The 26,047-nt window shown below is 60.8% G+C and carries 30 protein-coding genes; 12 read left to right on the top strand and 18 right to left on the bottom strand.

The genetic code is table 11. The features are described from left to right. Positions 1-27 precede the first annotated feature (27 nt). Positions 28-645, top strand: a complete 618-nt coding sequence (locus tag HMPREF2760_RS11790) for a DNA-3-methyladenine glycosylase I (protein ID WP_083299262.1) — start codon at positions 28-30, stop codon at positions 643-645. Between the two features lie 19 nt (positions 646-664). Here HMPREF2760_RS11790 and glpR read toward each other — a convergent pair whose 3' ends face one another. From glpR to HMPREF2760_RS11770, 4 genes are all read right to left on the bottom strand, one after another. Further along, complete coding sequence (gene glpR / locus HMPREF2760_RS11785; protein WP_338025100.1) at positions 665-1,894, bottom strand: divisome protein SepX/GlpR; 1,230 nt, start codon at positions 1,892-1,894, stop codon at positions 665-667. Positions 1,895-2,054: 160 nt separating this feature from the next. Beyond that, the gene (locus HMPREF2760_RS11780) at positions 2,055-2,771 is read right to left on the bottom strand and encodes a GNAT family N-acetyltransferase (RefSeq protein ID WP_070520749.1); all 717 of its coding nucleotides are present in this window, start codon (positions 2,769-2,771) and stop codon (positions 2,055-2,057) included. Between the two features lie 18 nt (positions 2,772-2,789). After that, on the bottom strand, positions 2,790-4,082 hold the full coding sequence (glp, locus tag HMPREF2760_RS11775; RefSeq protein WP_070520746.1) for a molybdotransferase-like divisome protein Glp: 1,293 nt from the start codon (positions 4,080-4,082) through the stop codon (positions 2,790-2,792). Between the two features lie 88 nt (positions 4,083-4,170). Then, positions 4,171-5,100, bottom strand: a complete 930-nt coding sequence (locus HMPREF2760_RS11770) for a UTP--glucose-1-phosphate uridylyltransferase (RefSeq protein ID WP_070520743.1) — start codon at positions 5,098-5,100, stop codon at positions 4,171-4,173. Between the two features lie 70 nt (positions 5,101-5,170). Here HMPREF2760_RS11770 and HMPREF2760_RS11765 point away from each other — a divergent pair, with 70 nt between their 5' ends. From HMPREF2760_RS11765 to mscL, 3 genes are all read left to right on the top strand, one after another. Continuing rightward, on the top strand, positions 5,171-5,737 hold the full coding sequence (locus HMPREF2760_RS11765) for a 5-formyltetrahydrofolate cyclo-ligase (RefSeq protein ID WP_070597489.1): 567 nt from the start codon (positions 5,171-5,173) through the stop codon (positions 5,735-5,737). 55 nt (positions 5,738-5,792) lie between these two features. Continuing rightward, positions 5,793-6,437 carry an SAF domain-containing protein gene (locus tag HMPREF2760_RS11760; RefSeq protein ID WP_070597487.1) on the top strand — a complete coding sequence of 215 codons (645 nt, stop codon included), beginning with the start codon at positions 5,793-5,795 and terminating at the stop codon, positions 6,435-6,437. Between the two features lie 374 nt (positions 6,438-6,811). Further along, on the top strand, positions 6,812-7,240 hold the full coding sequence (gene mscL, locus HMPREF2760_RS11755; RefSeq protein WP_070597485.1) for a large conductance mechanosensitive channel protein MscL: 429 nt from the start codon (positions 6,812-6,814) through the stop codon (positions 7,238-7,240). Between the two features lie 87 nt (positions 7,241-7,327). Here mscL and HMPREF2760_RS11750 read toward each other — a convergent pair whose 3' ends face one another. The 7 genes from HMPREF2760_RS11750 to HMPREF2760_RS11720 all read right to left on the bottom strand — a co-directional run bounded on the left by HMPREF2760_RS11750 (position 7,328) and on the right by HMPREF2760_RS11720 (position 12,863). Then, positions 7,328-7,567, bottom strand: coding sequence for a hypothetical protein (locus HMPREF2760_RS11750; RefSeq protein ID WP_070520730.1), 240 nt, complete (start codon positions 7,565-7,567; stop codon positions 7,328-7,330). Further along, a complete protein-coding gene (locus HMPREF2760_RS11745) occupies positions 7,567-8,160 on the bottom strand; it encodes a MogA/MoaB family molybdenum cofactor biosynthesis protein (protein ID WP_070597483.1) in 594 nt (197 codons plus the stop codon). Before HMPREF2760_RS11745 ends, HMPREF2760_RS11750 begins: the two co-directional genes overlap by 1 nt. 109 nt (positions 8,161-8,269) lie before the next feature. Beyond that, the gene (locus tag HMPREF2760_RS11740; RefSeq protein ID WP_070597481.1) at positions 8,270-9,748 is read right to left on the bottom strand and encodes a S1C family serine protease; all 1,479 of its coding nucleotides are present in this window, start codon (positions 9,746-9,748) and stop codon (positions 8,270-8,272) included. A gap of 111 nt (positions 9,749-9,859) precedes the next feature. Next, positions 9,860-11,470: a HAMP domain-containing sensor histidine kinase gene (locus tag HMPREF2760_RS11735; RefSeq protein ID WP_070597479.1), complete on the bottom strand. Its 1,611-nt coding sequence runs from the start codon at positions 11,468-11,470 to the stop codon at positions 9,860-9,862. After that, entirely contained in the window at positions 11,467-12,165 is a 699-nt protein-coding gene (locus tag HMPREF2760_RS11730) for a response regulator transcription factor (RefSeq protein ID WP_070563351.1), read from the bottom strand. The genes HMPREF2760_RS11735 and HMPREF2760_RS11730 overlap by 4 nt, the downstream gene beginning before the upstream one ends. Before the next feature lie 239 nt (positions 12,166-12,404). Next, complete coding sequence (gene rpmF / locus HMPREF2760_RS11725; RefSeq protein ID WP_010187615.1) at positions 12,405-12,578, bottom strand: 50S ribosomal protein L32; 174 nt, start codon at positions 12,576-12,578, stop codon at positions 12,405-12,407. Between the two features lie 15 nt (positions 12,579-12,593). Further along, positions 12,594-12,863, bottom strand: a complete 270-nt coding sequence (locus tag HMPREF2760_RS11720) for a type B 50S ribosomal protein L31 (protein ID WP_070520710.1) — start codon at positions 12,861-12,863, stop codon at positions 12,594-12,596. Between the two features lie 474 nt (positions 12,864-13,337). Here HMPREF2760_RS11720 and rpmB point away from each other — a divergent pair, with 474 nt between their 5' ends. The 6 genes from rpmB (at position 13,338) to HMPREF2760_RS11690 (ending at position 16,160) form a co-directional block, all read left to right on the top strand. After that, positions 13,338-13,574, top strand: coding sequence for a 50S ribosomal protein L28 (gene rpmB, locus HMPREF2760_RS11715; RefSeq protein ID WP_005279911.1), 237 nt, complete (start codon positions 13,338-13,340; stop codon positions 13,572-13,574). A gap of 2 nt (positions 13,575-13,576) precedes the next feature. Continuing rightward, a complete protein-coding gene (gene rpmG / locus HMPREF2760_RS11710) occupies positions 13,577-13,741 on the top strand; it encodes a 50S ribosomal protein L33 (protein WP_010187624.1) in 165 nt (54 codons plus the stop codon). A gap of 3 nt (positions 13,742-13,744) precedes the next feature. After that, positions 13,745-14,050, top strand: coding sequence for a 30S ribosomal protein S14 (gene rpsN, locus HMPREF2760_RS11705; RefSeq protein WP_010187625.1), 306 nt, complete (start codon positions 13,745-13,747; stop codon positions 14,048-14,050). A 15-nt stretch (positions 14,051-14,065) separates the two neighbouring features. After that, positions 14,066-14,320, top strand: coding sequence for a 30S ribosomal protein S18 (gene rpsR, locus HMPREF2760_RS11700; RefSeq protein WP_010187626.1), 255 nt, complete (start codon positions 14,066-14,068; stop codon positions 14,318-14,320). A gap of 240 nt (positions 14,321-14,560) precedes the next feature. Then, complete coding sequence (locus HMPREF2760_RS11695; RefSeq protein WP_070597477.1) at positions 14,561-15,355, top strand: hypothetical protein; 795 nt, start codon at positions 14,561-14,563, stop codon at positions 15,353-15,355. Positions 15,356-15,443: 88 nt separating this feature from the next. Then, positions 15,444-16,160 (top strand): TetR/AcrR family transcriptional regulator, encoded by a 717-nt coding sequence (locus HMPREF2760_RS11690; protein WP_070597474.1) that lies wholly within the window; start codon positions 15,444-15,446, stop codon positions 16,158-16,160. On the opposite strand, the gene HMPREF2760_RS11685 is transcribed toward HMPREF2760_RS11690, so the two are convergent. Beyond that, complete coding sequence (locus tag HMPREF2760_RS11685) at positions 16,157-16,837, bottom strand: DNA-binding response regulator (RefSeq protein WP_118781208.1); 681 nt, start codon at positions 16,835-16,837, stop codon at positions 16,157-16,159. The two genes, HMPREF2760_RS11690 and HMPREF2760_RS11685, sit on opposite strands and share 4 nt — an antisense overlap. 134 nt (positions 16,838-16,971) lie before the next feature. Continuing rightward, positions 16,972-18,312, bottom strand: coding sequence for a serine/threonine protein kinase (locus tag HMPREF2760_RS11680; protein ID WP_070597472.1), 1,341 nt, complete (start codon positions 18,310-18,312; stop codon positions 16,972-16,974). 144 nt (positions 18,313-18,456) lie between these two features. On the opposite strand from HMPREF2760_RS11680, the gene HMPREF2760_RS11675 reads away from it, so the two are divergent. Further along, positions 18,457-19,122 carry a hypothetical protein gene (locus HMPREF2760_RS11675; RefSeq protein WP_070520688.1) on the top strand — a complete coding sequence of 222 codons (666 nt, stop codon included), beginning with the start codon at positions 18,457-18,459 and terminating at the stop codon, positions 19,120-19,122. A gap of 17 nt (positions 19,123-19,139) precedes the next feature. On the opposite strand, the gene HMPREF2760_RS11670 is transcribed toward HMPREF2760_RS11675, so the two are convergent. Together HMPREF2760_RS11670 and HMPREF2760_RS11665 are read right to left on the bottom strand one after the other, a co-directional pair. Continuing rightward, a complete protein-coding gene (locus HMPREF2760_RS11670; protein ID WP_230310895.1) occupies positions 19,140-20,099 on the bottom strand; it encodes a serine hydrolase in 960 nt (319 codons plus the stop codon). Next, on the bottom strand, positions 20,099-21,013 hold the full coding sequence (locus HMPREF2760_RS11665) for a hypothetical protein (RefSeq protein ID WP_070520686.1): 915 nt from the start codon (positions 21,011-21,013) through the stop codon (positions 20,099-20,101). Before HMPREF2760_RS11665 ends, HMPREF2760_RS11670 begins: the two co-directional genes overlap by 1 nt. Before the next feature lie 277 nt (positions 21,014-21,290). Between HMPREF2760_RS11665 and HMPREF2760_RS12650 the strand changes: the two genes are divergently transcribed. Continuing rightward, complete coding sequence (locus HMPREF2760_RS12650; protein ID WP_232755556.1) at positions 21,291-21,734, top strand: hypothetical protein; 444 nt, start codon at positions 21,291-21,293, stop codon at positions 21,732-21,734. A gap of 115 nt (positions 21,735-21,849) precedes the next feature. On the opposite strand, the gene purH is transcribed toward HMPREF2760_RS12650, so the two are convergent. The 3 genes from purH to HMPREF2760_RS11650 are packed head-to-tail and all read right to left on the bottom strand — an operon-like array spanning position 21,850 to position 25,781. After that, on the bottom strand, positions 21,850-23,382 hold the full coding sequence (gene purH, locus HMPREF2760_RS11660) for a bifunctional phosphoribosylaminoimidazolecarboxamide formyltransferase/IMP cyclohydrolase (RefSeq protein WP_070520683.1): 1,533 nt from the start codon (positions 23,380-23,382) through the stop codon (positions 21,850-21,852). A 39-nt stretch (positions 23,383-23,421) separates the two neighbouring features. Next, a complete protein-coding gene (gene purN / locus HMPREF2760_RS11655) occupies positions 23,422-24,027 on the bottom strand; it encodes a phosphoribosylglycinamide formyltransferase (protein WP_070520680.1) in 606 nt (201 codons plus the stop codon). Positions 24,028-24,068: 41 nt separating this feature from the next. Further along, on the bottom strand, positions 24,069-25,781 hold the full coding sequence (locus tag HMPREF2760_RS11650) for a cell division protein PerM (RefSeq protein ID WP_246818499.1): 1,713 nt from the start codon (positions 25,779-25,781) through the stop codon (positions 24,069-24,071). Positions 25,782-26,047 lie beyond the last annotated feature (266 nt).

Here is a 26,047-nt window from a genome sequence, read left to right as displayed (position 1 = left end):
TGAATAACTTCTGCAGTCTAAAAAGGCATGACTAGTACACAGATGGCAAACGATACGAGACTTGTTTTTGACTCCGCGGGGCTCGGCCGCCCTGCTTGGGCAATGACCTCCCCACTCCTCAAGGAGTACTACGACACCGAATGGGGTATGCCCATCCATGAGGAATCCGCACTGCTAGAGCGCCTCTGTTTGGAGGGCTTCCAGGCTGGGCTGAGCTGGGAGATCGTTCTGCGCAAACGCGAAGCCTTCCGCGCCGCTTTCGTGGGGTTTGATGCTGACCTTCTGGCAAGCTTCGGCGAGGAGGAAGTGGAGCGCCTGATGAATAATCCTGGAATCATCCGGAACCGCCTCAAGATCAATGCGGTACTCGCCAACGCGAAGGCCACGGTGGCCTTAAGAGAGCAGGGCGGACTCGATGAGTTCATCTGGAGCTTCTTGCCGGAAGAGACCATCGCACCGGAGCGCGAAGAAGACATCCCTAAATACACGCAAGAAGCCTTGGACATGTCCAAGGCTTTAAAGAAGGCCGGGTTCAAGTTTGTCGGCCCAGTAACGTGCTTCTCACTCATGGAGGCCATCGGCATGGTCGATGCCCACCTCGTGGGCTCGCACCGTCGCGGTACATCCGGTGTGTGGCCGGCCTAGCGCTCAGCCAACACAGCGCTTAGCCAACTCGACGCTCCGCCAAATCATCACGCCGTTGACGCGGGGTGGGATGAGGACCGTCAAACCCACCGTCGGAATCATCCTCCGAGTACACCGGAAGGTAGTCAAAGTCCGGGCTTTCATCATCGATTTCCAGGATGAGCGCGCCCGGGCGGCGCAGCTTCGGCGGAAGCGACTCGGCGGGGTTCTCCGCGTTCCGCACTCCCAGGCGGGCGCGGCGTAGGTGGTAAATGCGGCGCCGCAACAACTCCCGTTCACGGCGTACCTGGGCGCGCAGCGCAACCAGGTAAACCGTGGTCATAACACCAGCGATAGCCGCCAGCCACCACGTCCATCCACCCACGACGATGCCGAGGCATACCGTAGCTACCACTGCTACCGCCAATCCGATAAGCGTACGCTGACGGCGCTGGTAACGCGTGGCAGAAGCTTCCTTCTCCTTCACCGGATCCCATCCGCCGCGGCCAAGGCGGCGCTGTGCGAAGGCGAGCTCGTCCTCAGACAGCTCGGTATCGCTGCTGCCGGCCTCAGAGTCCTCGGCGTTCAGCTCCGCGGCATCAGCACTCTCGATTTCCGCCGCCGTGGATTCTTCCGCGTCGGGAGCATCATCGGCCCCATCTGAATCCTCGGCGTTGGGCGTCGTCGGCGCCTCCTCCACAGCGTCAATAGCACCCGGGTACATCAAATCGACCGGAGAAGTGTAGGCGTCATCGAAGTCATAAGCATCCTCCGCCACCTCAGCATTTGCTGGGGCTGTAAACACTTCAGCAGCATCTGCTTCAACGTCCTTGGTGTCCTGTCCTGCTTCCTGCTCGGCCTCGGCGACGTGGGCGGGCTCCGCTTCGAGCTCGAAGTCCTCTTCAACGGCGTCTTCCTCAACAACCTCGCCGTCAATCGTCTCCGCGACGTCCGAAGTAGCTTGGTCAGAGGTAGCGGTTTCAGCGCGGGAGGACTGCGAATCCTCGCTTACGCCTTCGGCCTCCACCAGCTCGTACTCCGCTTCGTCCGCTGCAGCCCCCGTTCCTGCCTGGGCGCGCGGGCGGATATCTTCCTTGCCCAGGCGCGGCTTGCGACGGCCCGGCACAGAGCCGGAATCACCTTCGAAGAGCACGCGGGTCTCTTCAAAGGCCTCACCCGTGTGGCTCATCGGACGTTGCGAACGCAAAAGCAACGGGGCGAGGATGAAGAGCCACAACACGATTACGAGAATGATCGGCACGGCAGTCATCATGCGGCTGTGTCCCACTTTCAGGGGTCGACGAAAAGGGAATATAACTAGGCCCCTACTCTAGCCGCCCACACCGGCTCCATGGGCATCAACGAGCCCATAAATTACAAGGTTGTTACTTAAGTGAAAATAGAGGTAGTTGAACTAATCCAAGCGCGATCTAGAGACCGAGGATCCGCCCCGCCGCGTGCAGGCGCTCCACCGCGCTCGAGGCAAAATCCTCACGATTGAGCGCCAAGAAGTGGTGGTCCCGCCATGCGCCGTCAATGTGTAAGTTGCGGCGCAGAAATCCCTCATCCCGAAAGCCATTGTTGTGTAGCACCTTGCCCGAAGCAGGGTTCTCCGGCAGGTAGGTGGCGGTGACTCTGTGCAGCCCCACTCGGTAAAAAGCGTGGTCCACGCCGAGGGCGCACGCAACGGTGGCCACGCCGGCGCCGTGTACCCCGGAATGGACCCAATAGCCGATCCAGCATTCACTGACCCCTCCGTGCTGAATATTTCCCAGGGTCAATTGGCCTCGAAATTGCCCATCGACGTCAATGACGAGCGGCACCACCGTTCCAACGCGGGCAGAATCGCGCAAAAACATCAGGTGATTCCACCACGCAGACTGCGAATGCGCCGCATCCCATGACGTCGGCAGCGTAGGTTCCACGGGCTTAAGAAAATCCCGATCCGCCATGCGCTGCTGCCGCCACGCCTCACCATCCCGACGCAACAGCGGGCGCAGGCGCACCGTCGCTCCGTGCGGGAAGACGCTGGAACCTCGCAGCCGCACAGCAGGGGTCGCCTCAGGCCACCCCGGATGCTCGGGGTGAGCCTCACCGCTGGCGGGGGTGGAAAACCTCCCTGCGGCAGTACCAAAAGGATCAAGCATGGCGTGCGTAGCTGCCGGCTAGCTTCGTTGGGTCAGGAAGAGGACGTCGACCACATCTCCCGGGCGGATCTCGGTGACCTCCTCCGGGATGCGAATCATCGCGTTCGCCTCTGACAACCCGGCGAGCAGGTGTGCCGGCGCGCCCGCCGCGCCACCTAGCCCTTCCACTAGGTAATCGGAGGTCTCGGCGTCACGCATCAGCCGGGCACGGATGTATCCGCGACGGCCCGGGCGGGACTCCATGTGGTTGAGCACGCGTGCGCGTACGACGCGACGCTGACCGCTGCGCTTGCCTAGGGACAACCGAATCAACGGGCGCACAAAAACCTCGAAGATGACGAGCGCAGACACGGGGTTCGAAGGCAACAGGAAGGTAGGGATGCGCTCCTCCCCCAACAGACCAAAACCTTGGACCGAACCGGGGTGCATTGCCACACGAGTGGTATCGACATCCCCCAGCTCATCGAGGACTTCGCGGATTTCATCCGCGCCCGCACCACCCACGGCACCGGAAATCACCAACACCTCGCTGCGCGCCAGGTAAGTCTCCAAGGCCTCCCGCACGCGGCGCGGCTCACCGGCAGCAATGCCCACGCGGTGCACGTCCGCGCCGGCCTCCTTCGCGGCCGCTGCGAGTGAGTAAGAGTTCACGTCGAAGACCTGACCCAGGCCGGGCTCACGGTCGACGTCGACAAGCTCCTTGCCGTAAGAGACGATGGTCACGCGCGGGCGTGGGTACGCCAGCACCTTCGAGCGCCCCACCGCCGCGAGCAGGCCAATCTGCGCCGGTCCCAAGACAGTTCCAGAGGACACTGCCACATCGCCGGGTTGGATATCATCGCCCACACGGCGCACGAAGTCTCCCGAGCGCACTGGCCGGTGTGAGGTCACGCGCTTGCGGCCGCGGTCGGTCCACTCGAGGGGAAGGACGGCGTCGGCAAGCGTGGGCAAAGGCGCGCCCGTATACACCCGCACCGCCTGCTTAGGCTGCAAACGCAAAGGCTGGCGCGAGCCTGCCGGAACCTCCCCCACCACCGGAAGCGAGCGCTCAATCTCAGTCTCCGAAGCAGGAGCATCCGCATCCTCAGCGTCGTGGCGAGTGCGCGCTTTGAGGGCTTTTTCTCCCCCGACGTCCACGGCACGCACGGCGTAGCCATCAATCGCCGCCTGCGGGAAGCCCGGCAGCGGCTGATTAGCCTGCACCTCCTCCGCGCACTTGAGACCCAGCGCATTCGCGATGGCGATGCGTACCGGCTCCGGAGTCATCGCTGCATCAAGAATGAACGCCATCTGGTCATCGACCGAACGCATGTACCGCCTACCTTTGCTCTGGGGTATGTGGGGCCTAAAGGGATGGAAGTTACTGGAGTAGAGCTTAGCGCGCTTGGTGCGTCAAGACTTAGCCCTTCAGCCCGTTTTCTTCTTCGTAATCCTCCACAATCTTCTTAATCGCCTTGTAGAGCGCGGGACCGTATTTCTCATCGCGCAGACCAAAGTCCACGTTGGCTGGGATATAACCGCCCGGGTTGCCAAGGTCGTGGCGCTTGCCTTGGTGGACTACGACGTGAACTGGGTGTCCCTCCTTGATGAGGAGCTCGATGGCATCGGTCAACTGCAGCTCCCCGCCCTTACCCGGCTTGATACGGCGAAGCGCATCAAAGATCTTCCTGTCGAGCAGGTAGCGCCCCGTGGCCACAAGGTTGGACGGCGCATCAGCCGGATCCGGCTTCTCCACCATGCCCACAACCTTCTTCACTCCCGGCGCGTCGGTGTCTTCGACGTCGAACACGCCGTAGTTAAAGGTCTCCTCGCGCGCGACCTCAAAGGCGCACAGCACGCTGCCGCCTAGAGCTGCGCGAACACGGGCCATCTCCCCCATGACGGTGGCGGGCAGAACAATGTCATCCGGCAGCATAACGGCGAAGAATTCCTCGTCATCCTCGAGCACGGATTCCGCCAGGCCCACCGCGTGGCCCAGGCCCAGCGGCTTTTCCTGCTCCACCGAAATCGGGTGGATCAGCTGGGCGGCGCGCTTGACCTTAGCAACCTGCTCGTCTTTGCCGCGGGCGTCGAGTGTCTCAACCAGATCCGGAAACTCCTCGAAGTGTCGCATCACCTCTTGCTTGTTTGGTGCGGTGATCACCGCGAGGCGCTGAGCACCAACCGAAGCGGCTTCTTCCGCAATAAGCTCGATGCCCGGCGTATCAACGACGGGGAGCAGCTCCTTGGGCACGGTCTTGGTGGCAGGCAGGAAGCGAGTGCCCATGCCAGCAGCGGGGACAACGACCGTAGCGATCCCGGTGTGGGAATCCTCATGTGCAATAGCCATAAGTTCCACTTTACAATGCACCCACCGCTCTCCTGCGCTGCGCTACGCCCTCACATTATGATTAACAACCATGACGACCTCCCCCAAGGACGCCTTAAGAGCCTCACTCCTTAGCGCCCGCCGCGAACGCACCTCTGAACAGCGAGCCGACGACAACGCCGCGTGGGGTGCTGGTGTAAGAGAGCTCCTGACTCCCGCGATGCGCATTGCCGCCTACCACCCACTGGGCACAGAGCCGGGCGGGCCCAGCTTCGTGGATACCGTGGCGCAGCTCTGCAAAGAGGTTTACCTGCCTATTTCCGGTGCAGACGGGGAGCTTTTGTGGACGCTATATACCGGCCCACAGGCCATGCGCCCGGGGGCGCTGGGGATTGCGGAGCCCGTCGGCCAGCGCCACAGCAGCGAAATCCTGGCCCAGCTCGATCTCATCCTCGCGCCCGCGATGGCAGTCAGCGAATCAGGCATGCGCTTGGGCAAGGGGGCAGGGTATTACGACCGCGCGCTCACGCCTCTCCCCACTGGGCGCCCGCCTGTCGTCGCCTTGGTGCATTCCAGCGAGATCCGCGATGTCCCCTTCGATGAGCACGACCGTCCAGTCGATGGCGTCCTGACCGAGCGCGGGTTGCGCTGGCTTTAATCGCTTTCGGGCCCCGCCCGGGAACCACGCGGCGCCACGCGCAGTCTAAGAAGGTATGGATTTTCTACATGTTCTGCGCACCCCGGGACATCGCCGCAGCGTGTTCCTGCGCCGCGTTATCGCAGCTGTCCTGCTCGTGACCGCCGCGGCCAGTGCGCTCGCTTCCACGCGTGAGCAGCCCCGCGTCGTGGTCATGGCCCGGGACGTGGCGGCCGGGGAGACGCTAGCGCTTGGCGATGTCTCCGTGGCCCGCGTCCCCTCCTCCGCTCTTCCCGCCACGGCGTTGGGAAATAACCCAGAGGATGCCGTGGGACGCGTGCTGGTAGCGGCCGCGAGCGCTGGCGAAATCTTGACCACAACTCGCCTACTCAGCTCAGATCTCGTCGCAGATTTCGGTATGGACAACGGCCACCTCATCCCGCTTACGCTGGCTGAGCCGGAGATTTCTCGTAATCTCCACCATGGAGATACGGTCAATATCGTCGGCACGGTCGAGGATGGGCCCGACGGTACCGCCCCCGCACGCGGAACGACTATTGCCCGTGGCGCTCGCGTCGTGTCGGTGGGAACAGGCGGAGATGATGCACGCACACAATCGCTGCTCGTTGCCCTCCCCGCCGAGGCGGCCGAGGACGTCGCTGCCGCTTCCCTTGCGCAACCGCTCACGGTCGTCATCGTGGGCGACCGTGCCCACAATTAAGATGACACTGTGAAGATCGCCGCGTTTGCGCATCAATGGTGCCGCGGGATGTTGCCACCACCAACAATCTCTGCCTAGTATGGGCGCATCCACTCAGGCGCTAATGTTTGTGTGTCTTTCCTGTCTCACAACGTCGTGGCAACGCATGCTGTGAGCGCTCAACAGTGGTCTTTTCTATTCCAGCAATTTCCCCCGATGCTTCTTCCTAATCAGGCACTCCTACCGCTTCAAGAATCTCGCTCCTTTCGGCCCCTTCCGGCTCATCACGTGCTAGGTACCGCCTCATTGAACAGCGTTGGTTCTCTCACCGCGCGCTGCGCCGCAGCCGCGCACTACCGAAGAAGCATTTACTCCGCAGAAAAGGACATATTCCCATGCTTAAGGGCTTTAAAGATTTCATCTTGCGCGGCAACGTCATCGAGCTGGCCGTGGCCGTCATCATCGGTGCTGCATTCACCGCAATCGTTACCTCCATCACGGACCACCTCATCCAGCCGCTGATCAACTCCTTCGGTTCCCCGGACTTCGGTGGCCTGGGCTTCGCGATTACCGACAATCCCGAGACCTTCCTTGACTTTGGTGCGGTCATCACGGCACTCATCAACTTCCTGATCGTCGCTGCCGTCATCTACTTCGTCATTGTCGCTCCGCTCAATGCCGTCACCGAGCACGCTAAGCGCCGCCAGGGTGTTGACCCGGAGGAGCCGGCTCCGACCGCCGAGCAGCTGCTCGCTGAGATCCGCGACCTGCTCGCTGCTGAGAACGGTGGCACCACCGCTGAGAAGCCAGGTTCCAGCTTCTAATTCACAAGCAAAACCTGCAATCCCGCAGAGCCAGCACAATGCTGAAGCTCTGCGGGATTTCCTTATGCGCTCTAGGCCCTCGACGCGCTACTGCGTAGTACCAAAGTGCGGCGGCATATTCTCGCGGTAGAAAGCCTCACCGGTGACTTCGTCTTCGCTGTTGCCATCAAGGCTTACGATGCGCAGCTCATCGGCGCCAGCCCCAGCAGAGGTACCAGCCGCCTGCGATACTGGCCCGCCGGGCACGTCGAAGCTGCGGTCATAATTCTGAGCGGTCGACGGGCGCTGAGCACGACGACGGCGGGCACGTGGTGCGGAATCAGCCATTAGACGCTGGACTTCTGCAGCTGATCGACGAGGTGATGCACCAAGGGAGTCAACGTTGCCATACCATCGCGCACTGCCGCGCGGGACGAAGCCACGTTGACGATTACCGTCGATCCGGACACTCCTGAAATACCGCGGGAGGTGCAGGCATCCACCGCGCCGCATGCCTGGCCGGAAGAGCGCAGCGCCTGCGCCACGCCCGGAACCATTTGATCCAGCACCGCGCGAGTTGCCTCAGGGGTCTTATCGCGGGGGCCAACGCCCGTGCCACCGATAGTCAGTACGAGGTCAACTCCCCCGACCACACCGGTTTCAATCGCCTGCCGGATTTTGGATTTCTTGGAGCGAACAATCACTGCGCCGTCGAAGGTGAAATCGGCTTCGGCCAGCAATTCACCTGCCAAACGCGATGTGTCCTCCGTTGCCTCATCTGGATGGTCGGTAACGATCACGACGAGCGCGCGACGCGGCGCCTGAACGCTTTGTTCTTGCTCACTCGCAATGAGGAAGGCGTCATCGGGCTCGGTAACATCATCAAGTTCGTGTGAGGCATCGCGCCCCAACAGCTCAGTTGCGTCGGTGTTGTCTGCCACGGAGGTTCTCCTTAAAGGTGGGACGGAATCTTCCGGAAGTAGTTGCTTAAAAAGGTGTCAGGGTGCGGTATTCACGCGGTGCTTGCGCACCGCCCGAGTATTTGTAAACTTACTCGCTCGCCAGCGTTACCTCTACCTTTCTCACGTCTTCGTTGTCGCGGCCCTTAACTTCCAGTGTCACGGTTGCCCCAAATTCCTGCGAGCGGGTTGCTGCAATCAGGGCATCGGAGCTTTCAATGAGCCGGTCGTTGACGCGAGTGACCACATCACCGGACTTCAGTCCTGCCTTATCAGCCGGGCTGCCAGATTCCACATCAACGATTTCCGCGCCAAGGGTATCGCTCTGCGCACGGACCTTAACGCCCAACGTGGGATGCTTGACCTTGCCGTTATTGATGAGTTCATCAGCCATCCGCTTAGCAAAATTTGAGGGGATGGCGAAGCCCAGGCCGATGGAGCCGCCTTCGGCATTCGAACCGCCAGATAGCGAGGCAATCATCGAGTTCATGCCAATGATGTTGCCTTCCATATCCACCAGGGGACCGCCGGAGTTACCGGGGTTGACGGCTGCGTCGGTCTGGATGGCGTCGATAAGCGAGGACTCCCCACCTTCCTGTGACGCACGCACTGGGCGGTTCTTAGCCGACACAATTCCGGACGTCACCGTGGCATTAAGCCCCAGCGGGGAGCCAACGGCAACTACCTCCTGCCCCACTGCGGCCGCGTCCGAATCACCAAACTGGAGGAAAGGAAGATCGCTGACGTCGTCGATTTTGATGACCCCGACGTCTGTCGTCGCATCGGACGCGACAAACGTAGCGCTATGGCGCGAACCATCATTCATCGTCACTTCGAGCCTCCCTCCCTGATCCGCGCCAGCAACCACGTGGTGGTTGGTCAGCACATAACCATCTGGGGAGATAATTGAACCGGAGCCCTCGGCACCGCCAGAGCGGGTCATGGAGTAAATCGACACCACCGACGGCAGAACCTTCGATGCTACGTCCTCCACAGAGCCGGCGGCCGGCTCGTTACCGGTGCTATTGGCCACCGGCTGGCGCTCGAGAACCTCGTTGACCGTCGAGGTGGAGGATTTATCGTCACCTGCTTTGCCAACCACGGCACCGGTGACGCCGCCAACCGCAATGGCTGCAACAAGCATCATCGCCAACGCGGTGCCCATTCCTACTTTGCGCTTGTTCTTCGGTTCGCTTCCCGGCTCCACGACGTGTGCGCCTGCGCCTTGCTGACCAGCGAAGCGCTGTCCTGCATATGGTTGCGCTGTGCTTTGTCGCACCTGGCTTTGCTGACCGAAGCCATAGGTTGAGCCACCATACGGTGCTTGTCCTGCGCTTGGAGCCTGAGAGGGCTGAATACCAAACGACGATGGGCTTCCCGGCCCGCCCTGTGCGCCGTAGGGCGCTTGCTGCTGCCTTCCCTGTGCCCACGAGTCCGAGCGCGGCTGATTCCAGCCGTTTGATGAGCTTCCCGCAGAAGGCGCCCCGCCCTGCTGCTGTGCTTGTCCCCGTCCATCAGAGTTCTGCGGGGTATCCATGGGATTATCCATGTTCGAATTCCTCATATTCATGTCAGGTAGTGTGCACCATCGCGCTGGGGTGTATCTGTCTCTGCTCTGCCAGTGTGCTAGGAAAAGCTGTACATTTCCTGTACGCTCTGAACTGGTGCGATACTTGGAAGACTAGCTTTGGTTAAACCACCGCTCCGCAAAGATATGACCCCGGTCGTGCGGGTTCTCCGAGTGCTCCTCGGCTGGCTCCTGAGATGTCTCCTCTGCGTCTTGCGCATCGAAGGATTCTGGCTGAAACTCGTTCGGAATTTCTTCCAGTCCATCCACCATGGCATCCCCCTCGGTGGGATACCCCGGCAGGATAACCTCCATGCGTGTTCCACCGTCCGCGGAATCCTTAATGGTGATCTCTCCATTGTGCCGCTCAACGACGGATTTCACGATGGCCAAGCCTAGTCCGGAACCAGGCATTGCACGAGCTTCGGCCGAACGGTAGAAACGCTCAAACACCTTGTCGCGCTCCTCGGGCGCGATACCGGGGCCCGAGTCATCCACACGCAGGCGCACCTTGTCCTCTGCCACTTGCCGCATGGAAACGCGCACGGTACCCGTCGGCGGCGACCACTTCGCGGCGTTATCCATGAGATTGAGCGTGGCACGCCCCAAGGCAAATGGGTCACCATCCAACATCCACGGAATAAACCTCACGCGGAAGTCCACGTCAGGGCGCCGGCGCTTGGCACGGTTAAGGGAATTCTCCAGAACCTCGTGCAGCTCGACAGGTTCCGGTTCCTTCTCAGTGGCATCTTCGCGTGCCAAGTCCACGAGATCACCGATCAGGGTCGACAACTCCGACATCTGCGCCATCACGTCGTCTTCCAAGTCGCGACGATCTTCCTCACTGATGCCGAATCCGCCGCCGGATTTATTCAGCATCATGAGCAGCTCGATATTGGTACGCATGGAAGTTAGCGGCGTCTTCAACTCGTGGCCGGCATCTGCCACGAACTGCGATTGCTGCACGCGCGCATGCTGCAGGGCAGACAACATTCGGTTGAAGGACACCGTCAGCTGCGACATCTCGTCATTGCTCTCCACCGCAATCCGCCGCAAGTCATTAGTCTGCGTCACATAATCTACCGCGCGCTTGAGGCGTGCGATGGGTTCCATGCCGGTCTTGGACACCACCATTCCCGCAAAAACGGAAAGCAGCACGCCGAACGCCACGATGATGAGCAGAGCCGAGCCCACCGCGGAAACGATTTCCTCGGTCGGTCCTAGGTCCTTAGCCAGGACTACCGTGGTCCCGCCGTCCTCATGCTTAGCCAGCACGCGCTCCCCGCCCAAAGTACGGATGGAGCTTTCCATAGTGTCCCCGTCGGGCTTAAAATCGCCGCCCACGGGCAGTGCGTCACCAAATGCAAACGCCACCGACGGTGGGGAGATTGAGATTCGAGTCGAGGGGTTATAGAGCTTGAATGAGGAAATTTCCTGGTCGATGTTCTCCACGAAGGCCGGATCCTGCGCCTGCTGTATGAGCACGTCGGCTTGCTGAATAAGCTGCTTATCGACGCTCGCCGTCATCGACGCCGCGACAAGCCAATAGGTCACAAACGTCATCACTGCCACGGAGAAGGCGACAACAACGCCGGTAACCAAAGAAAGGCGCCACCGAAGCGGCGCCCGTGAAGCCCAGCCGCGTCGGCCTGAGCGGCCTAACCACGCAGTGGTATCCAGGTCTTCAGAAGGCACCGCATCAGGCGCGGGCCTCCGCAAAATCACGCGATAGCCTCCCTCATGACATAGCCAACACCGCGCACGGTGTGGATAAGACGCGGCTCACCATTCTCCTCGGTCTTTTTGCGGAGATAGCCAATATACACTTCAAGCGCATTTCCGGAGGTGGGGAAATCATAGCCCCACACTTCTTCCAAGATGGTGTTGCGGGAGAGAACCTTGCGGGGGTTCTCCATCAACAAGCGCAGGAGAGCAAACTCGGTACGGGTCAGGGAAATTGGACGGTCGCCGCGAGTAACTTCACGCGTATCTGCATCAAGCTTGAGGTCCTCGAAGCTTAGCTGCGTCTCAACCGGCTGCTTCGTCCCGATGGAGTCCGCGGCGGCACGCCGAACCAAAGAACGCACGCGAGCCAAAAGCTCCTCCAGAGCGAATGGCTTGGGCAGGTAATCGTCGGCGCCCGCATCGAGACCTGCAACGCGATCGGACACGCCATCACGAGCCGTCAGCACGAGAATGGGGCGGTCCCAGCCTTCGCTGCGCAGGGTGCGGCAGACTTCAAGGCCGTCCATGTTCGGCATCATCACATCGAGGATCAGTAGCTCGGGGTTATCACTGTGAACCATCTCGACAGCCTGAACGCCATCGGCGGCCAACACAACCTCGTAGCCATTAAACTTCAGGGAGCGCCGAAGCGATTCACGTACGGCCTGCTCGTCATCCACGACAAGAATCTTCATAATCTCAATTATGTCCTATCTAGGACGTTTTCACGAAGTAGGCCGCATTCTTTCGCCCCCTTATACCCCCTTAGGCCGCTAATTTCCCCAAAAAATTCAAGACCGCCTCGGCGGCCCACGCCTTAGCAATCAGGGAGCACTGCGAGCGCGCACTACATGCGCACGACAAAAGCCCCGAAGATTCACTCAAAGCGGTGAATCTTCGGGGCTACAGTCACAGACTGAAGACCTAAGAGGCCTTAGAACTGCTCGACGTCAACCAGGCCAAGCTTTGCAGCCTTGACCAGGCGGCGCGGGATGCGCACGGTCTGACCGTCGATGGTGACTTCCTGGAGGGCGACATTGTCAGCCTTCCACTGGGAACGGCGAGAGTGGGTGTTCGCGCGGGACTTCTTAAACTTAGGAGTTGCCATCTTTTCCTATCCTCCTTACGCGTTCTTCTTCTTGCGGCGAGCCATTGCACCGAAGCGCTGGTTGAACTTCTCAACGCGGCCAGCGGTATCCATAACGCGCTGCGCACCGGTCCAGAACGGGTGGGACTCAGCGGTCACGTCGACGACGATGAGCGGGTACTCGTTGCCGTCTTCCCACTCAACGGTGCGCTCGGAGGTAGCGGTGGACTTGGTCAGGAAGGAGTGGCCGGTACCGGCGTCCTTGAAGACCACCGGGTGGTAATCCGGGTGGATGTCTTTCTTCATATGTCGATTCCCTCAGGGTTGAACTACGGGTCGGTTCCTTCCGTGACGCGTGAGAGCGTGAAAGGATCGTGCCCGAGTTGGGTCTCTATACTTACAAACGTGCGGCTCGCGCCGACAACTTGAAACATCCTACAGGCCGCAGGCATCAAAATCGAAATCGCCGCAGTTCATACTCCTCAGAGCAACGCAACGGCAAGCACAAACAATCACCCCGCCAGCACCTTCGACGGAAATGGCGCTTGGATAATAGGTATCAAAGCCGGGTTGCACGACAGCGGTGATTAGGTTCTACAGGCCGCGGCATGTAAGATTTCCCCTTGCTGTTGTCAAAGTAATCGTTTTACGCCCCATCAACTGGTGTTCAACGGATTAAGCCTCCTGCTCAACCTCACTTTTTAGAGCGCCGCGCCTCACCGCGGATATAGGCACTCCGTTAGTCGCTTTCGATGTGGGCGGCTAGGAGAAAGAAGACCCATGTCGGCTATTTGCCAGGTAACGGGCCGCAAGCCGGAATTCGGCAAGCAGGTCTCGCACTCGCACCGCCGCACCTCGCGCCGTTGGAACCCCAACGTGCAGCGTCGTCGGTACTACCTGCCCTCTGAGGGCCGTACCATCACCCTGAATGTTTCCACCAAGGGCATGAAGATCATCGACCGTGACGGCATCGAGTCCGTCGTGGCCAAGATTCGCGCACGTGGGGAGAAGATCTAAAGATGGCACGTAATGACATCCGTCCAATCATCAAACTGAAGTCCACTGCGGGCACCGGCTACACCTACGTGACCCGTAAGAACAAGCGCAACAACCCGGATCGCATCACCTTGAAGAAGTTCGATCCGATCGTCCGCAAGCACGTCGAATTCCGCGAGGAGCGATAATTTATGGCTAAGAAGTCAAAGATCGCCAAGAACGAGCAGCGCAAGGAAATCGTCGCCCGCTACGCGGAGCGTCGCGCTGAGCTCAAGGCAATCATCAAGAACCCGAACACCCCGGACGAAGAGCGCCTCGAGGCGCAGTTCGAGCTGAACCGTCAGCCGCGCGACGCTGCTCGCGTCCGCGTCCGTAACCGCGACTCCGCCGATGGACGTCCGCGCGGTTACCTCCGCAAGTTCGGTCTGTCCCGTGTCCGTATGCGCGGCATGGCTCACCGTGGTGAGCTGCCGGGCGTTCGCAAGTCCAGCTGGTAAAGGGGTACCCATACAATGGCTGTCAAGCGTAATAATCACAAGAAGTTCCGTATGGAGCAGACCCGTCGCCCGAAGAAGAACCCGCTCAAGGCCGAGGGCATTGAGAAGGTTGACTACAAGGAGATCAAGACCCTGCGTCTGTTCATCTCCGATCGTGGCAAGATCCGCTCCCGTCGCGTCACCGGTCTGACCCCGCAGCAGCAGCGCCAGGTTGCTACTGCCGTCAAGAACGCTCGCGAAATGGCTCTCCTGCCGTTCACGTCCCGCTAAACACTAGCTGGTTTCAACAGCGCACTTTTGCCGCTGTACTCGTGACTCACTAGGACAGGACAAAAGAGCTTTTAAGCCGCCGCCTACCTCCCCGTTTAAGGGGCATGGTAGGCGGCGGCTTTCGTTTTCCGCTGTCCTCTTGGGGATCGTGCACCGCACCTGTCTTAGCCAGAGCTGGCACCCCCGAGTGCTACATTGAAGGGTTAGAACGCCCCTGATGGAAAGGGAACTTAAGCCTTTATGCCACTGCACGAATCACTCACAGACCTCAGCGAACTCGCTACCCACTGCCAGTCCCCCGCCCATGCACGCGGCTTGCTAGAAGAAGCGCAGGATTTGGTGCGCAACGCAACTGCCCACCGGGGAGACGGTGTGGAACTCGCTGCGTGGTTTTCTCGCGTGGTCACGGACATCATCCGTTCTCCAGGCCTCGCCAGCCCGGTTCGCCTCACCGGCGCCGCTGCCCGCGGCGACCTCCTCCCCTCACTACCCATCACGTGGTTAGGCACTGACGAACAGCTAGCGAAGGTCATCACCGAGGCCGGTTTGACCTGCGGCGCGGTACAGGATTGCGCATCAACCCGTGCCGATGCTGGCCGCCCACTGGGGTCTGGCGGCGAGGAGGAGCTCTACGCCGAGGCTGTGTCACAGCGCCCAGCACCGCTCAAGCTCGTGGATGGGCTTCCCGATCGTTTAGCCGATGTGTCAATTCGTTTTTCTTTGCTGGCGCCCATTTCTGCCATCGCGCGTTGGGCAGCACCAGCGCCCCGCCCCACCCAAGACCGTCTTGCCATCGGCGTGGAGCGTGAGCTGCTCACCACCGCGGAGGCGGAGGGCCTGAGTCTCGCTTGGGGCACGGGCATCGCGCTGGAGTTGGGGCGGTGGTACGAGGGCGTCGTCCAGCACAGTGTCGTGCTCGGGGATCTGCCTCCACTGGACCGCACCGCCTATGGATCGGCGTGCCGCACAGTCTCCGCTGCCTTTGAATCCATCATGATTCGGCACGGTAATGTGGTTGGCAGTAGTGAAAGCTGAGCTTTAGCAATCGCCGTTTGCGGCGGAGTGTACGATTACTGATTTGCCGTCAGTTATTGCTTGAACATTATCGAAGGGAGTCCGCCTCATGGCAGGTAGCGTTGGCAGGCCACGGAAGAATAGCCCACGCCGCCGGGGTAATACCGCGCGCGAAGAAATCCTGGATGCCTCATCCGAGCTTTTTACCACCCAGGGTTTTGCTACAACTTCCACGCACCAAATTGCTGATGCCGTCGGCATCCGTCAGGCTTCGCTGTACTATCACTTTCCTTCGAAGACGGATATCTTCCTCACTCTGCTGAATTCCACCATCGAACCCTCGCTGGAGCTGGCGGATGAGCTTGCGGCCTCCGATGCCGCGCCGGCGCAGCGCCTGTGGTCACTGGTAGCAGCCGAATCTCGCCTGCTTTTGACCTCGGCGTGGAACGTCGGCCGCCTTTATCAGCTGCCGGTGGCTAATTCCCCCGAATTCGGTGAATATCACGAGCAGCGCGACCGCCTCAAGGATCACTTCCGTACTGCCGCCGCAGGAATTGTGGGCGAGGACGATCCGCGCATCGAGCTCCCCTTCCACATCGCGCTCTCCGTCATTGAAATGCGCCCCAATGATGGCAACGCACCGTTTGATGCCTCGCAGCGCGTGCCGGAGCAGTCCGCCATGCTTGCCGACGCCGCCCTAGCAGTCCTCGGCGCCACCCCTCCCGACGACGCCGAGGCGACCACCCTGGAGCTGCTCAAGAACCGCAACGACTCTATTTCTTCCGCCGCCGCGGCCGCCGCGGACCGCAAGAGGTCGGCCCGCTAGCGGCCGTGTCGAATGGCGTAGTGCGCCAAGAAGGTCTTATAAGGCTTGTAGGCCTTTTCGCCGTCAGCGCGGAGGTTATCGACGAGGCGATCCATCTTGTGGTTCGTCTTCTTTTCGGTCCACCCCAGCGCCTCAGCAATGTCGCGCACCGAGGGGATATCGGCGTCGGTGGAGCCCGGCTTCTTGAGGTAGCTGGCTAGCTGGCGCAGCAGCTCTTCTTGCTCATCATTGGGCACGTGACGGGTGCGTGTGCGCTCTTCATCAACGTCCTGCTCGCGCTTGGTACGGCGCGAATAGTTGCTGTTTTCTACGTCGATATACAGCTCGTAGGGGCATTCTGGCGTCTCAAAGGTAACCCTCGATGGCCCTGGGGGTACCGCCGCGACCGAGCGGGGGCCGAGGTCAATGCGCGAAAATCCTTTGACCCCACGTAGCTCTATGCGCAGCGGGATGTGACTGCCCACGTTGCAGATCATCCACCCCTGGCCGCCATACCACAGCTGGAAGAGCTGGCGGTGCAGGCTGAGGTCCTCCTCACCCACCCGGAAGTCACCGGCGCGGCCGACGATGACTTCCTCACCCGGGGAAATAACCTTCACGCCGCCGATCAGGTCATCGATGCGCAGCCTGGGCCCCCGCGGTGCGTTCTGCGGCGGGCGTGGTTGTTGCTGGCTCATAGACACCTCCGTAGGGCTGGACAACTCGCGCTCTTCGCCGGGTATGTCGGCGAGGCGCCTTCAAACAGTGCCCTTCAGTGTAGCGGCTCTCACTATGTCTCGGCGTGCTAAGCCACAGCCCAATTCAGCTGGGGCTAGGCCACGATAGCCCACGTCACTATGAAAATAAGGATGATGACCACGACGGTGACCGTGATGATGAGGGCATTCGAATTATCCTTCGCGGCCGGCTTGCGGGTTGCCCGTTGAGGAGTAGACCGTCGTTGCACCGTAGACCCTGGCATCGCCGGGGTAACTGGTGTGGAGGGTGACACGGTTCCCGAAGACGCGATCGGATTAGAGGGAGCGACGAAGCCAGTTGGCCTTGCCCGATCCATGGACCCAAAGGAGGCGGAGGGCTCCGGCCAACGCTGGGGTGATTGCCCCTGTTGGCCAAACTGTCCCGTCCGCGCAGTGCTTCGTTCATTCCGCGGCTGCTCTGGTTGCGACGAAGGCTGCGGGGCTGGGGCGCCGCGCAGGGCTGGGGCGCTACGCGGGGCAGAGGAAGTAGGGCCGGAAGCGGGCTGGGAGGGGCGGGAACGGGAGACGTCGTCAAGCGCGGCGATGAAATCCTGGGCCCGCGCATAGCGCTGCATGGGCACGCTGTTGAGCGCCTTGTTCAGCACGGTCTGTAGCTCCGAGGCAACGCGAGCAGTGTCTTCTGCAAGGAATACGGCGAAGGCATCGCTGGACAGATCCGGGATACGGCGCTGTCCTTCCCACTCGCTGCGCGGCATCGTGTCCTTGAGGTGGTGAAGCGTGAGCATCTCGAAAGCGATAAGCGCCAGCGAGTAATCGTCCGCGCGCGCCGACATGTCATCATCACCATAAGCATGGCCGTTATTCTCTGGGGCCAAATACTTTTCGGTACCCACGATGTGACCGACCTTGGTCAGGCGCGACTGGCCTTCCTCGATACTGATCCCGAAGTCACTCAGCACAGCCGGCGGCAGGCTGCCCGGGTTTTTGCGCAGCAAGATATTGGCGGGCTTGATGTCCCGATGCACCCACCCGGGGTGCAGCTCGTGGTGCATATAGTCCAGCGCCGCGGCAATCGGTTTGAGGTAGTACGCCACCTCGGCGACCGTAAATCCCCTCCCCTTGTTGGCTCGTTCCCGGATCGCCTGCGCCAAGGTTCCACCGTCAATGAACGCCATGACCATCACGTCATCCCCGCGCGGCGTCGACTCCTTGGAATAGAACTGAACCACCCCCGGGTGGCTACCGATCCTGGTGAGAGCCTTCATTTCGTTGTGGAAACGGGCTCGAGAGGCCTCATCCCGAACATCATCCAGCAGCACTTTAACCGCGAGCTCACGGGACAGGTCCGGATCGGTTGCATGAAAAACCTGCCCCATGCCGCCCTCGCCCAGCAGGTACACGGTGGTATACCGCTTTTGCTGGGTAAGCCATTGCACGAAGTAGGAATTAGTCACCGCCCCATTGCACCATATGCATAGCAAGGCTTGAGGTTGCCATGTCCCATCGCCCCCAAATGGAGGGTGCTACCCCGCAGTTCCGTCTGGTTGTGCGGAGCCAGATATGCTACCTGTAGTTCTCTACTGTTTTCCAAGGACCCTATGAGCACCCCAGGATTTGGCACTAACCATTACGCGCATAAGCCCCCTACGCCGGCGTCGGGCCAGACTCAACGGCCCCAGTCAGAGCAACGCAACCTCGTTCCGATCATCTGCGCCATTGCGATCCTTATCGCACTGCTGATTGCCGGAATCGTGATTTGGAATGATGTCCGTTCCACCAGCCAGGCAAGCCCCGAAGCCGGCAGCGCAACGGAGCAGGAACCCACCCGCGTAGGCCGGGCTGCGCCGGAGGAGACGGCCGCAGAAGAAGGAACAGCTGACGACGAGGAAACTGCAAATGAGCAGGCGCCGAAGACTTCTCTCAATCCTGATGCTGCCGATGTCCCCGAAGGACTCACCGCGGCCGGATGGTCCGACTACCCAGAGGCACGCTGCCAGCAAGGCGAGAGCATGGTTTTCGCTGCCCATGGCTCGGATCCCGATTCGCACATTGTGGTCTGCGAAAAGCAGGACTCCCTTTTCTACCGCGGAGTCTGGTCCAGCGGTGCTGCCTTTGGTCCGGCGCGCGGTGAGGGAAGCTCCTTTAGCGCCACAATCCTCGATCCCACCAGCGGGGATGACACCGGCTCCGTGCTCAACATCCGGGGTACGGACTATGACATCGACGGGGAGGCCGGAAAATTCGAGGACTACTGGCCTCACTAGGAACCGCACTAGGGCTTTTAGACAGCTCCCTGCTGGCATCCCGCGTCCGGCCACTCCACCTGAGCGGTTTCTAATTGCCTGGCTAGTCGGGTGAGCATCTGCTGGGCTTCGCCGTAATCACCGGATGGTGCTGCGGCAAAAATTGCCACCGCCACCGTGTGTCCACCTAGCGTGATAAGCCCCATCTGACGGGCCTCATAGGAACCGTCCTCGGCAGGCCCCCAGCCGCCCTTCACCACCGCCCCGTCGAGGGTGCGAAGGCCATACTGCTGTGCCGGATCAACGTCACCCATGGCCGCGAGGATGGGATCTGCGCCTTCCTGGCATCCCAGCGCGGCGACGAATTTTGCTTGCTCGGACACCGGCCACTGAGTTTGGCCGAAGGCGCTAAACCCGGGGCGCGGTGGCGTGGCGGGAACGGTGGCGGTTCCGATGATTTCCTGGGTAGCCTGTGCCGCCTGCGCTCCCCCGCCGAGGGCTTCCCAGAGAGAATCTGCCGCAGCGTTATCGGAAAAAGTAATTGCTCGAGACACAGCGTCCGGATCCGCTACCCCGGCGCGTTCGGCGGCGATGGCCAGGGGGACTTTCGCCGTGGACCATGCGGGCCGCGGGTCGGTGATGCCGGCAGCCGCGACGGTCTGTGACCCAGCCACCGCGATTCCGGTTCCTGGGTTGTCGGCGGCGATGGCGTCGACGGCTTCCTGAAGGTCGGTGGCCTTAATCACGGATGGTTCCTTGTCGAGGATGGAATCAGGGGCAGGACTTGCGGACGAGCCGGATCCAGAATCAGGAAGGGAAGGCTGCGGGCTGCTTGCTGGAGCACTTGGTTCCGGCTGAGAGACGTCCCCAATGGTGCAGGCGCTGAGCGACGCCACCGCGATCCCCACCAGCGCTGCCAGTGCCGCCGGCCGGCGTCGCGGGTGTTCATGCGTGCGGCTTGGTCGTGTTCCGAATTTCATCGATACTCGCTTACACATTAGAGGATGTATACAACCGCATTATTGCCGCCAGTGCAGGTCACATACTCGCCGTTATCGGAACAATCCATGGTGTAGAACAGCTTGGTCTTCGGGCTAAAAGCCCTAATCGTGGCGTCAAACTCGTGGGTATCGACGTAGTGTTTGACGTATTCATCGCGCACGGAGTTGGCGAACGGCTCCGTCGTCACCTCAGTGCCGCGATAGACACTGTTGAAGTTGCCGCCGGGCTCGTTGTTACGCGCGGCGTCGTTCGCCGGGATAGCGCCCGCGGGCAGGTCAGGGTGCTCGGGGCGCTTCTGCGCCTTGGAGGTCGTCGTGGACTGCTCTGAGGTCTTCTCAGGTTCCTCCGCAGCTGAAGTGCTGTCTTGTGGACCCTCATTCTGCTCGGTGAGTTGGGCTGGCGCCTGGGGCGATTCAGCCTGGGATCCTGAGTCAGCGTGTTTAAAGAAAATGAGGTAGGCCAACGCGGCAATAACGAGGATTACTGCCAAGATCAGCACGCCGATGAGCACAAGCTTTCCGGAATTAGAGGAACCATGGTTTCCGGCATCGTCCTGTGCATAGGAATTCGCATAGGCAGCCGGCTGCTGATCGTACTGGCCAAATCCGTCCTGCGGCGCCGCCTGGGGCGGGAACTGTTGCGTGGGGAATTGCTGCTGCTGAGGATACTGGCCCTGGGATCCGGAGGGAGCAAAAGGATTTGAGTAGTTGTGCTCACCCGATTGCGAGTAGCCCGGATTATTTCCCATGTTTTGGGGGTATTGCTGGGGCTGTACTGGGCGCTGTTGTGTTGGCGGGGCTTCAAAATCCGCGGTTTCCGGGTGGGTTTCTTGATGAGAAGGCTGTGGCTGGCTGCCGTTTCCCTGCTGGGGATGCGCGCCGAATCCATGATTGCGATCTGAATCAGTCACCGAAGCCTCCGTAGATCGTGACGTTTGCAATTGCCAATAGGCGTTTTCTATCTGTCCTATCTTTGCACAGTCACAATTCTCTGCGCAGCGTTTACGTCTTTACTCGCGCTTTGCACAGTGTGTGCTCTGCTGTGCTGCCAGCGCTTCCTGCCCCACTGGGGAGTATTCCCACGAGCTTCCATTGAAGTCCCCACGGACGGTGCTTAAGGGTTTAGATTGTTAGAGGTATCTCGATGCTCTAACTTCCTGTGCACGGAAAGGTTGCTGATCTCCCGCCATGTCATTTCCTACTGGTCCTTCGGGCACCCCTCCACGCGACTCCGGTTCCTCCGGCTTCGGTTCACCTGCTCCCGGGTTTGGCCGCCCGGGCCATCCCGGCGGCACAAATGGTCCGAGCGGCGGATTCGGAAGCACTCCCCCGTTCGGTGGGCACCCCGCTAGCCCCGCCCCGCAGCCGTTCAGTGGTGGCGCGCCAACACCCCCAAATCCACCCCAGCCCAACTCTTATGCCGCTCCTACCCCGCCGAAAGGCACAGGGCGCTTCAGCGGCGCCATCGCGGCGCTGATTGCTTTGCTCCTCATCCTGGCTGTCGTCCTTGGCGTCGGCGCGTGGTTTATCTGGGGCCGCGAATCATCCAATACGGAGCAGACTGGTACAAGCTCCGAGCCAACCTCGACGGCCGCGCTTGCGACCACGCCTATGACCATCACGGGCGCTTAAGAAACTGAGATCATAACTGCCCTAGCCGCCAAATCTTGCGCTTCCGCGTCGAATTACGCGGCTAGATTCGTCAGCTAGGGCAGTTGAAGTTTGCTGGAACGCTTTGGTTCAGGCTCTAGTGGAAGAAGTGGCGGGTTCCGGTGAGGTACATGGTCACGCCAGCCTTCTTAGCGGCCTCGATGACTTCTTCATCGCGAATGGAACCACCCGGCTGAACCACGGCCTTGACACCGGCATCGAGGAGAACCTCGAGACCATCCGCAAACGGGAAGAAGGCGTCCGATGCAGCGAAGGAACCTTCGGTGCGGTTGGTGCCGTCGGCCAGCGTGTTGGCGCGCTCAACCGCGAGCTTGGCGGAGTCGACGCGATTGACCTGGCCCATGCCCACGCCCACGGTGGCATTATCCTTAGCCAACAGGATGGCGTTGGACTTCACCGCACGCACGGCGCGCCAAGCAAACTCGAGCTGCGCTAGATCGGATTCGTTCAGGGCCTCGCCCGCAGCCAGCGTCCAGTTGGCCGGGTTATCGCCCTCCGCCTGGTAGGTATCCGGCTCTTGGGTGAGCACACCGCCGGAAATGTACTTGCGCTCCACCTGCGGAGCCTCGTACTCAGCTTGCAGCACACGGAGGTTCTTCTTGGCCTTAAGAACCTCGATGGCGCCCTCCTCGTAGGACGGGGCCACGATGACCTCGGTGAAGATCTCCTTGACCTGCTCCGCCATCTCCACGGTGACCTCGCGGTTCACAGCGATGACGCCGCCGAATGCGGACATCGGGTCGCAGGCATGGGCCGCGCGGTGAGCAGCCGCGATGGACTCGTCAGACACCGCGATGCCACACGGGTTGGCATGCTTGATGATTGCCACGCACGGGCGCTCATGATCCCAGGCGGCGCGCCACGCGGCGTCAGCATCCTGGTAGTTGTTGTAGCTCATTTCCTTGCCGTTGAACTGCGTCGCATTGGCCAGTCCCTTGGCACCGATGCGGGTCACGGTCGCGGACTGGTGCGAGTTCTCGCCGTAGCGCAGCGGGGTGGTCTCCTCGCCCTCGCTGAGCTGATCGACGAACCACGCAGACACCGCGGCGTCGTAATCAGCGGTATGCAGGAAGGCATCGCGGGCTAGGCCGCGGCGCTGTTCCAGCGTGAAGCCACCGTTGACCACGGCGTCTGCGACCTCGCCATAGCGCGCAGGGTCTACAACCACAGCAACGGAGGGGTGGTTCTTGGCGGCCGCGCGCACCATGGACGGGCCGCCGATATCGATCTGCTCGACACAGCCATCAAAGTCGGCTCCGGAGGCCACCGTCTCACGGAAGGGATACAGGTTCACCACGACGAGTTGGAAGGGCTCTACCTCCAGCTCCTCAAGCTGCTTGAGGTGATCGTCCTTGCGGGTATCCGCCAGGATTCCCGCATGCACGCGGGGGTGCAGCGTCTTCACACGGCCCTCAAGGCACTCTGGAAAGCCGGTGAGCTTCTCGACGGGCGTGACGTCAATGCCCAAGTCTGCGATCTTTTTCGCGGTGGAACCGGTGGAAACAATCTCCACGCCAGCGTTATCGAGGGACCGGGCGAGGTCTTCTAGACCGGTCTTGTCATAAACGCTAATCAGCGCGCGCTTGATGTTCTTACGATCTTCGCTCATGGTACGGGGACTTAAGCCTTCCTTGCGGTAATGAATTAATTAGAGCTGAATGCTGAGTGCTTCGCCCTCCACGCGCGCCGCGCGGAGAACGCTAACGATAAGTTCTCTTTCGACCACTTTGATGCGCTCGTGCAAGCTGGCCTCATCATCCTCTGCCAGAATCCGGACGGGTTCCTGGGCAATGATGGAGCCGGTATCGACGCCGGCATCAACGAAATGGACGGTCGAGCCTGTGACCTTGGCACCATAAGCCAGCGCATCGCGTACGCCATGCGCGCCTTTGAAGGCAGGCAAAAGCGCTGGATGGGTATTAATGGTGCGACCTTCAAAGCGATCCAGGAAATCTTTGCCCAAGATCTTCATAAAGCCTGCAGAAACAACAACGTCTGGCTGCGCAGCATCCACTGCGGCAACCAGACGTTGGTTCCATTCGGCACGGTCAGCGCCCATCTCTACGACTTCGGTGGCAATTCCCGCCGCCCTCGCGCGCTCAATGCCCCGGCAAGGCACGTCCGCGATGACTTTCACGACGCTGTAATGCTCATCCTGGCCATCGACGATGGCCTGCAATAGCGAGCCAGTTCCGGAAACCAGAACAACAACGTTGAGGTGGGCAATAGCAGCGGGCTGATGCGGTGTAGTCACGCGCTACAGCCTAGCCGCTACCGCCGTGAACCGCGGAATTTTTACTCTTTTGTGGGGCCTTCAGCTTCTTGGTGTTCCTCTGCGTCTGTGTCGAGCTTCCCCGTGGCTTCAGCGGTCTCATCGGTTTCAGCCTCGGTTTCGGCACTTTCTACGTCCACGACTTCTGCGTCAACTACGTCGGTTTCAGTCTGGCTTTCGACCTGTTCCTCAGCTGGCGCCTCAGCTTGCTCCTTAGTCTGGCCCTCTTGCTCGTCCTCTATTTCGTCCTCAGCGTCGGCCTCGGCTTCGCTTTCTTCGTCGGGGTTGGATTCCTCCGCGTCAGTCTCTGCTTCTTCCGCTTCGGCAGCGGTGGCGTCGCCAAGCACTGCAGAATCCTGCTCCGGCTGAGCAGTGTCGGTGGAGTCTGTCGTCGTCTCCTCGGCAGCCGCGGGGGCTTCTGCCTCAGCAGCCGGGGCGGTAGCGCGGCGAGCACGCGATGCGGACACCGCCTGAGACGTCGCAAAGGCACACCCCACGACGAGGCACCACAGGGAGCTCAGCCCCACCGCTGTCCACAGCTCCGGCCCGGTGTAGCCGTACACGCCTAGCGCGCCGGACACGGCGTAGTACGCCACGAGAGAGGACACGGCAACAGTGATGGTTGCAACAAGCGCTACGTGGAAAGACACCAGCGCTCGGCGACGATAAAACGCCGCCACCGCAGCGAGTACTGGAACAACCAAGAGAACCGCGAACCACGAGCTGATGGAAGGAGGAACGGCTGCGGCCAACGGCAGCGGCGGAAGTGGAACTACGTGGCCGCTGAACAGACTCACGCTAGTACCTTCACCAATGTGCAGTTCCGAGCCGCTCAGCACCGCCCCCGCAGCAACTGCGGCATTCGGGAGGTACAGAATACTTAGCAGGAAAAGCCCCACGGTCCCCATCGCTGTGAGAACCGGATAGCTAGCGAGCATCTCAGCCTGGCGCGACCAGCCACACCCCCACATAATCACAACGAGAACCAGCCCTGCGGCGCCAAGGTAGCCAAGGTAGCTCAGGCCGATTTGGGCGGCGTCGACGAATACGCGGGGAACTCCGCTGCGCTTAGCCAAGGCCTTCCACAAGCGCGGGCCCATGCCTCCAATGAGAGCAGCGGCATGCAGAAGGAGCATGCGGGGCACAACGCGATACAACTCCGGCGGAGAGACGTCGTAAACCTTTCCGGCATCCCAGAGCATCAACCACGCAATAATGGTCAGAACCACCGGCACTGCCAGCACGCAGCAGCTCAGGACAAGCAAGTCATTAATACTCACCTTGTCCTTGACCGCCGCTCGAACGCGGCGGCCTACCAGCCAGGCCAAGAAGGCGGCAGGAAGAACAGGTAGGACACCGATATCAATCCCGCCAGCGCGGATTGGAGCCAGGTTAAACACCATCCACGCCTCCCCCACGATGGTGTTCAGCCACGCGAAGGGGGAGCTAGTGAGGAGGAGCGCGGCGATAGCGACCACGAGTATGCCCAGAACCACGACGAGGTGCGGGATGCCGACGACGATAAGCATGCGGCGAATTCGCCCGCGCAACGTCGTCGGGGCCTGCGCGCGACGAGCGCGAGCCTTATCCGATTCAATTCCCTTGATGCGCTCAGCAGGAGCCCGGCGGTCTCGCCGGTAGCCTCGCTCAGAGCGCTCAGCGCCATCGCCGCGTCCACGCACATGCGCGCGGGGGCGAGCTGACGTCCTGGACTGGGGGCTCGTGTTCTTATTCATCGGCGTCCACTTTGCCACGAGCACCTCCCCCACCGGGGGTGGCGCGTCGATATCCGATCCGATTGATCCGATACTCCCCCGAATCAACAACTCTGCGGGACTCCTTTACTTGCGTCCTCTGCGCTGACTGCCCGGTTCCCTGACCATAGCTTCACTTCATTCACAGGAAACAGCTGTCGTATCATGACATAGAAATCTTTCGGCATATTCAGAAGAAAAACTGCAATCCGGGTTGCTCTGCATCCGTCGAGACGCTACTGTTACAT

The sequence above is a fragment of the Corynebacterium sp. HMSC065D07 genome, from assembly GCF_001810695.1.
Lineage (GTDB): Bacteria > Actinomycetota > Actinomycetes > Mycobacteriales > Mycobacteriaceae > Corynebacterium > Corynebacterium hesseae.
The sequence above is the reverse complement of the archived record's forward strand: the minus strand, read 5'-3'. Positions and strand labels throughout refer to the sequence as shown.

Bases quoted from the DNA above. Each gene is read 5' to 3' on its own strand.
- HMPREF2760_RS11790 (WP_083299262.1), top strand. From the start codon at position 28: ATGACTAGTACACAGATGGCAAACGATACGAGACTTGTTTTTGACTCC.
- glpR (WP_338025100.1), bottom strand. From the start codon at position 1,894: ATGACTGCCGTGCCGATCATTCTCGTAATCGTGTTGTGGCTCTTCATC.
- HMPREF2760_RS11780 (WP_070520749.1), bottom strand. From the start codon at position 2,771: ATGCTTGATCCTTTTGGTACTGCCGCAGGGAGGTTTTCCACCCCCGCC.
- glp (WP_070520746.1), bottom strand. From the start codon at position 4,082: ATGCGTTCGGTCGATGACCAGATGGCGTTCATTCTTGATGCAGCGATG.
- HMPREF2760_RS11770 (WP_070520743.1), bottom strand. From the start codon at position 5,100: ATGGCTATTGCACATGAGGATTCCCACACCGGGATCGCTACGGTCGTT.
- HMPREF2760_RS11765 (WP_070597489.1), top strand. From the start codon at position 5,171: ATGACGACCTCCCCCAAGGACGCCTTAAGAGCCTCACTCCTTAGCGCC.
- HMPREF2760_RS11760 (WP_070597487.1), top strand. From the start codon at position 5,793: ATGGATTTTCTACATGTTCTGCGCACCCCGGGACATCGCCGCAGCGTG.
- mscL (WP_070597485.1), top strand. From the start codon at position 6,812: ATGCTTAAGGGCTTTAAAGATTTCATCTTGCGCGGCAACGTCATCGAG.
- HMPREF2760_RS11750 (WP_070520730.1), bottom strand. From the start codon at position 7,567: ATGGCTGATTCCGCACCACGTGCCCGCCGTCGTCGTGCTCAGCGCCCG.
- HMPREF2760_RS11740 (WP_070597481.1), bottom strand. From the start codon at position 9,748: ATGAATATGAGGAATTCGAACATGGATAATCCCATGGATACCCCGCAG.
- HMPREF2760_RS11730 (WP_070563351.1), bottom strand. From the start codon at position 12,165: ATGAAGATTCTTGTCGTGGATGACGAGCAGGCCGTACGTGAATCGCTT.
- rpmF (WP_010187615.1), bottom strand. From the start codon at position 12,578: ATGGCAACTCCTAAGTTTAAGAAGTCCCGCGCGAACACCCACTCTCGC.
- HMPREF2760_RS11720 (WP_070520710.1), bottom strand. From the start codon at position 12,863: ATGAAGAAAGACATCCACCCGGATTACCACCCGGTGGTCTTCAAGGAC.
- rpmB (WP_005279911.1), top strand. From the start codon at position 13,338: ATGTCGGCTATTTGCCAGGTAACGGGCCGCAAGCCGGAATTCGGCAAG.
- rpmG (WP_010187624.1), top strand. From the start codon at position 13,577: ATGGCACGTAATGACATCCGTCCAATCATCAAACTGAAGTCCACTGCG.
- rpsN (WP_010187625.1), top strand. From the start codon at position 13,745: ATGGCTAAGAAGTCAAAGATCGCCAAGAACGAGCAGCGCAAGGAAATC.
- rpsR (WP_010187626.1), top strand. From the start codon at position 14,066: ATGGCTGTCAAGCGTAATAATCACAAGAAGTTCCGTATGGAGCAGACC.
- HMPREF2760_RS11695 (WP_070597477.1), top strand. From the start codon at position 14,561: ATGCCACTGCACGAATCACTCACAGACCTCAGCGAACTCGCTACCCAC.
- HMPREF2760_RS11690 (WP_070597474.1), top strand. From the start codon at position 15,444: ATGGCAGGTAGCGTTGGCAGGCCACGGAAGAATAGCCCACGCCGCCGG.
- HMPREF2760_RS11685 (WP_118781208.1), bottom strand. From the start codon at position 16,837: ATGAGCCAGCAACAACCACGCCCGCCGCAGAACGCACCGCGGGGGCCC.
- HMPREF2760_RS11675 (WP_070520688.1), top strand. From the start codon at position 18,457: ATGAGCACCCCAGGATTTGGCACTAACCATTACGCGCATAAGCCCCCT.
- HMPREF2760_RS11670 (WP_230310895.1), bottom strand. From the start codon at position 20,099: ATGTGTAAGCGAGTATCGATGAAATTCGGAACACGACCAAGCCGCACG.
- HMPREF2760_RS12650 (WP_232755556.1), top strand. From the start codon at position 21,291: ATGTCATTTCCTACTGGTCCTTCGGGCACCCCTCCACGCGACTCCGGT.
- purH (WP_070520683.1), bottom strand. From the start codon at position 23,382: ATGAGCGAAGATCGTAAGAACATCAAGCGCGCGCTGATTAGCGTTTAT.
- HMPREF2760_RS11650 (WP_246818499.1), bottom strand. From the start codon at position 25,781: ATGAATAAGAACACGAGCCCCCAGTCCAGGACGTCAGCTCGCCCCCGC.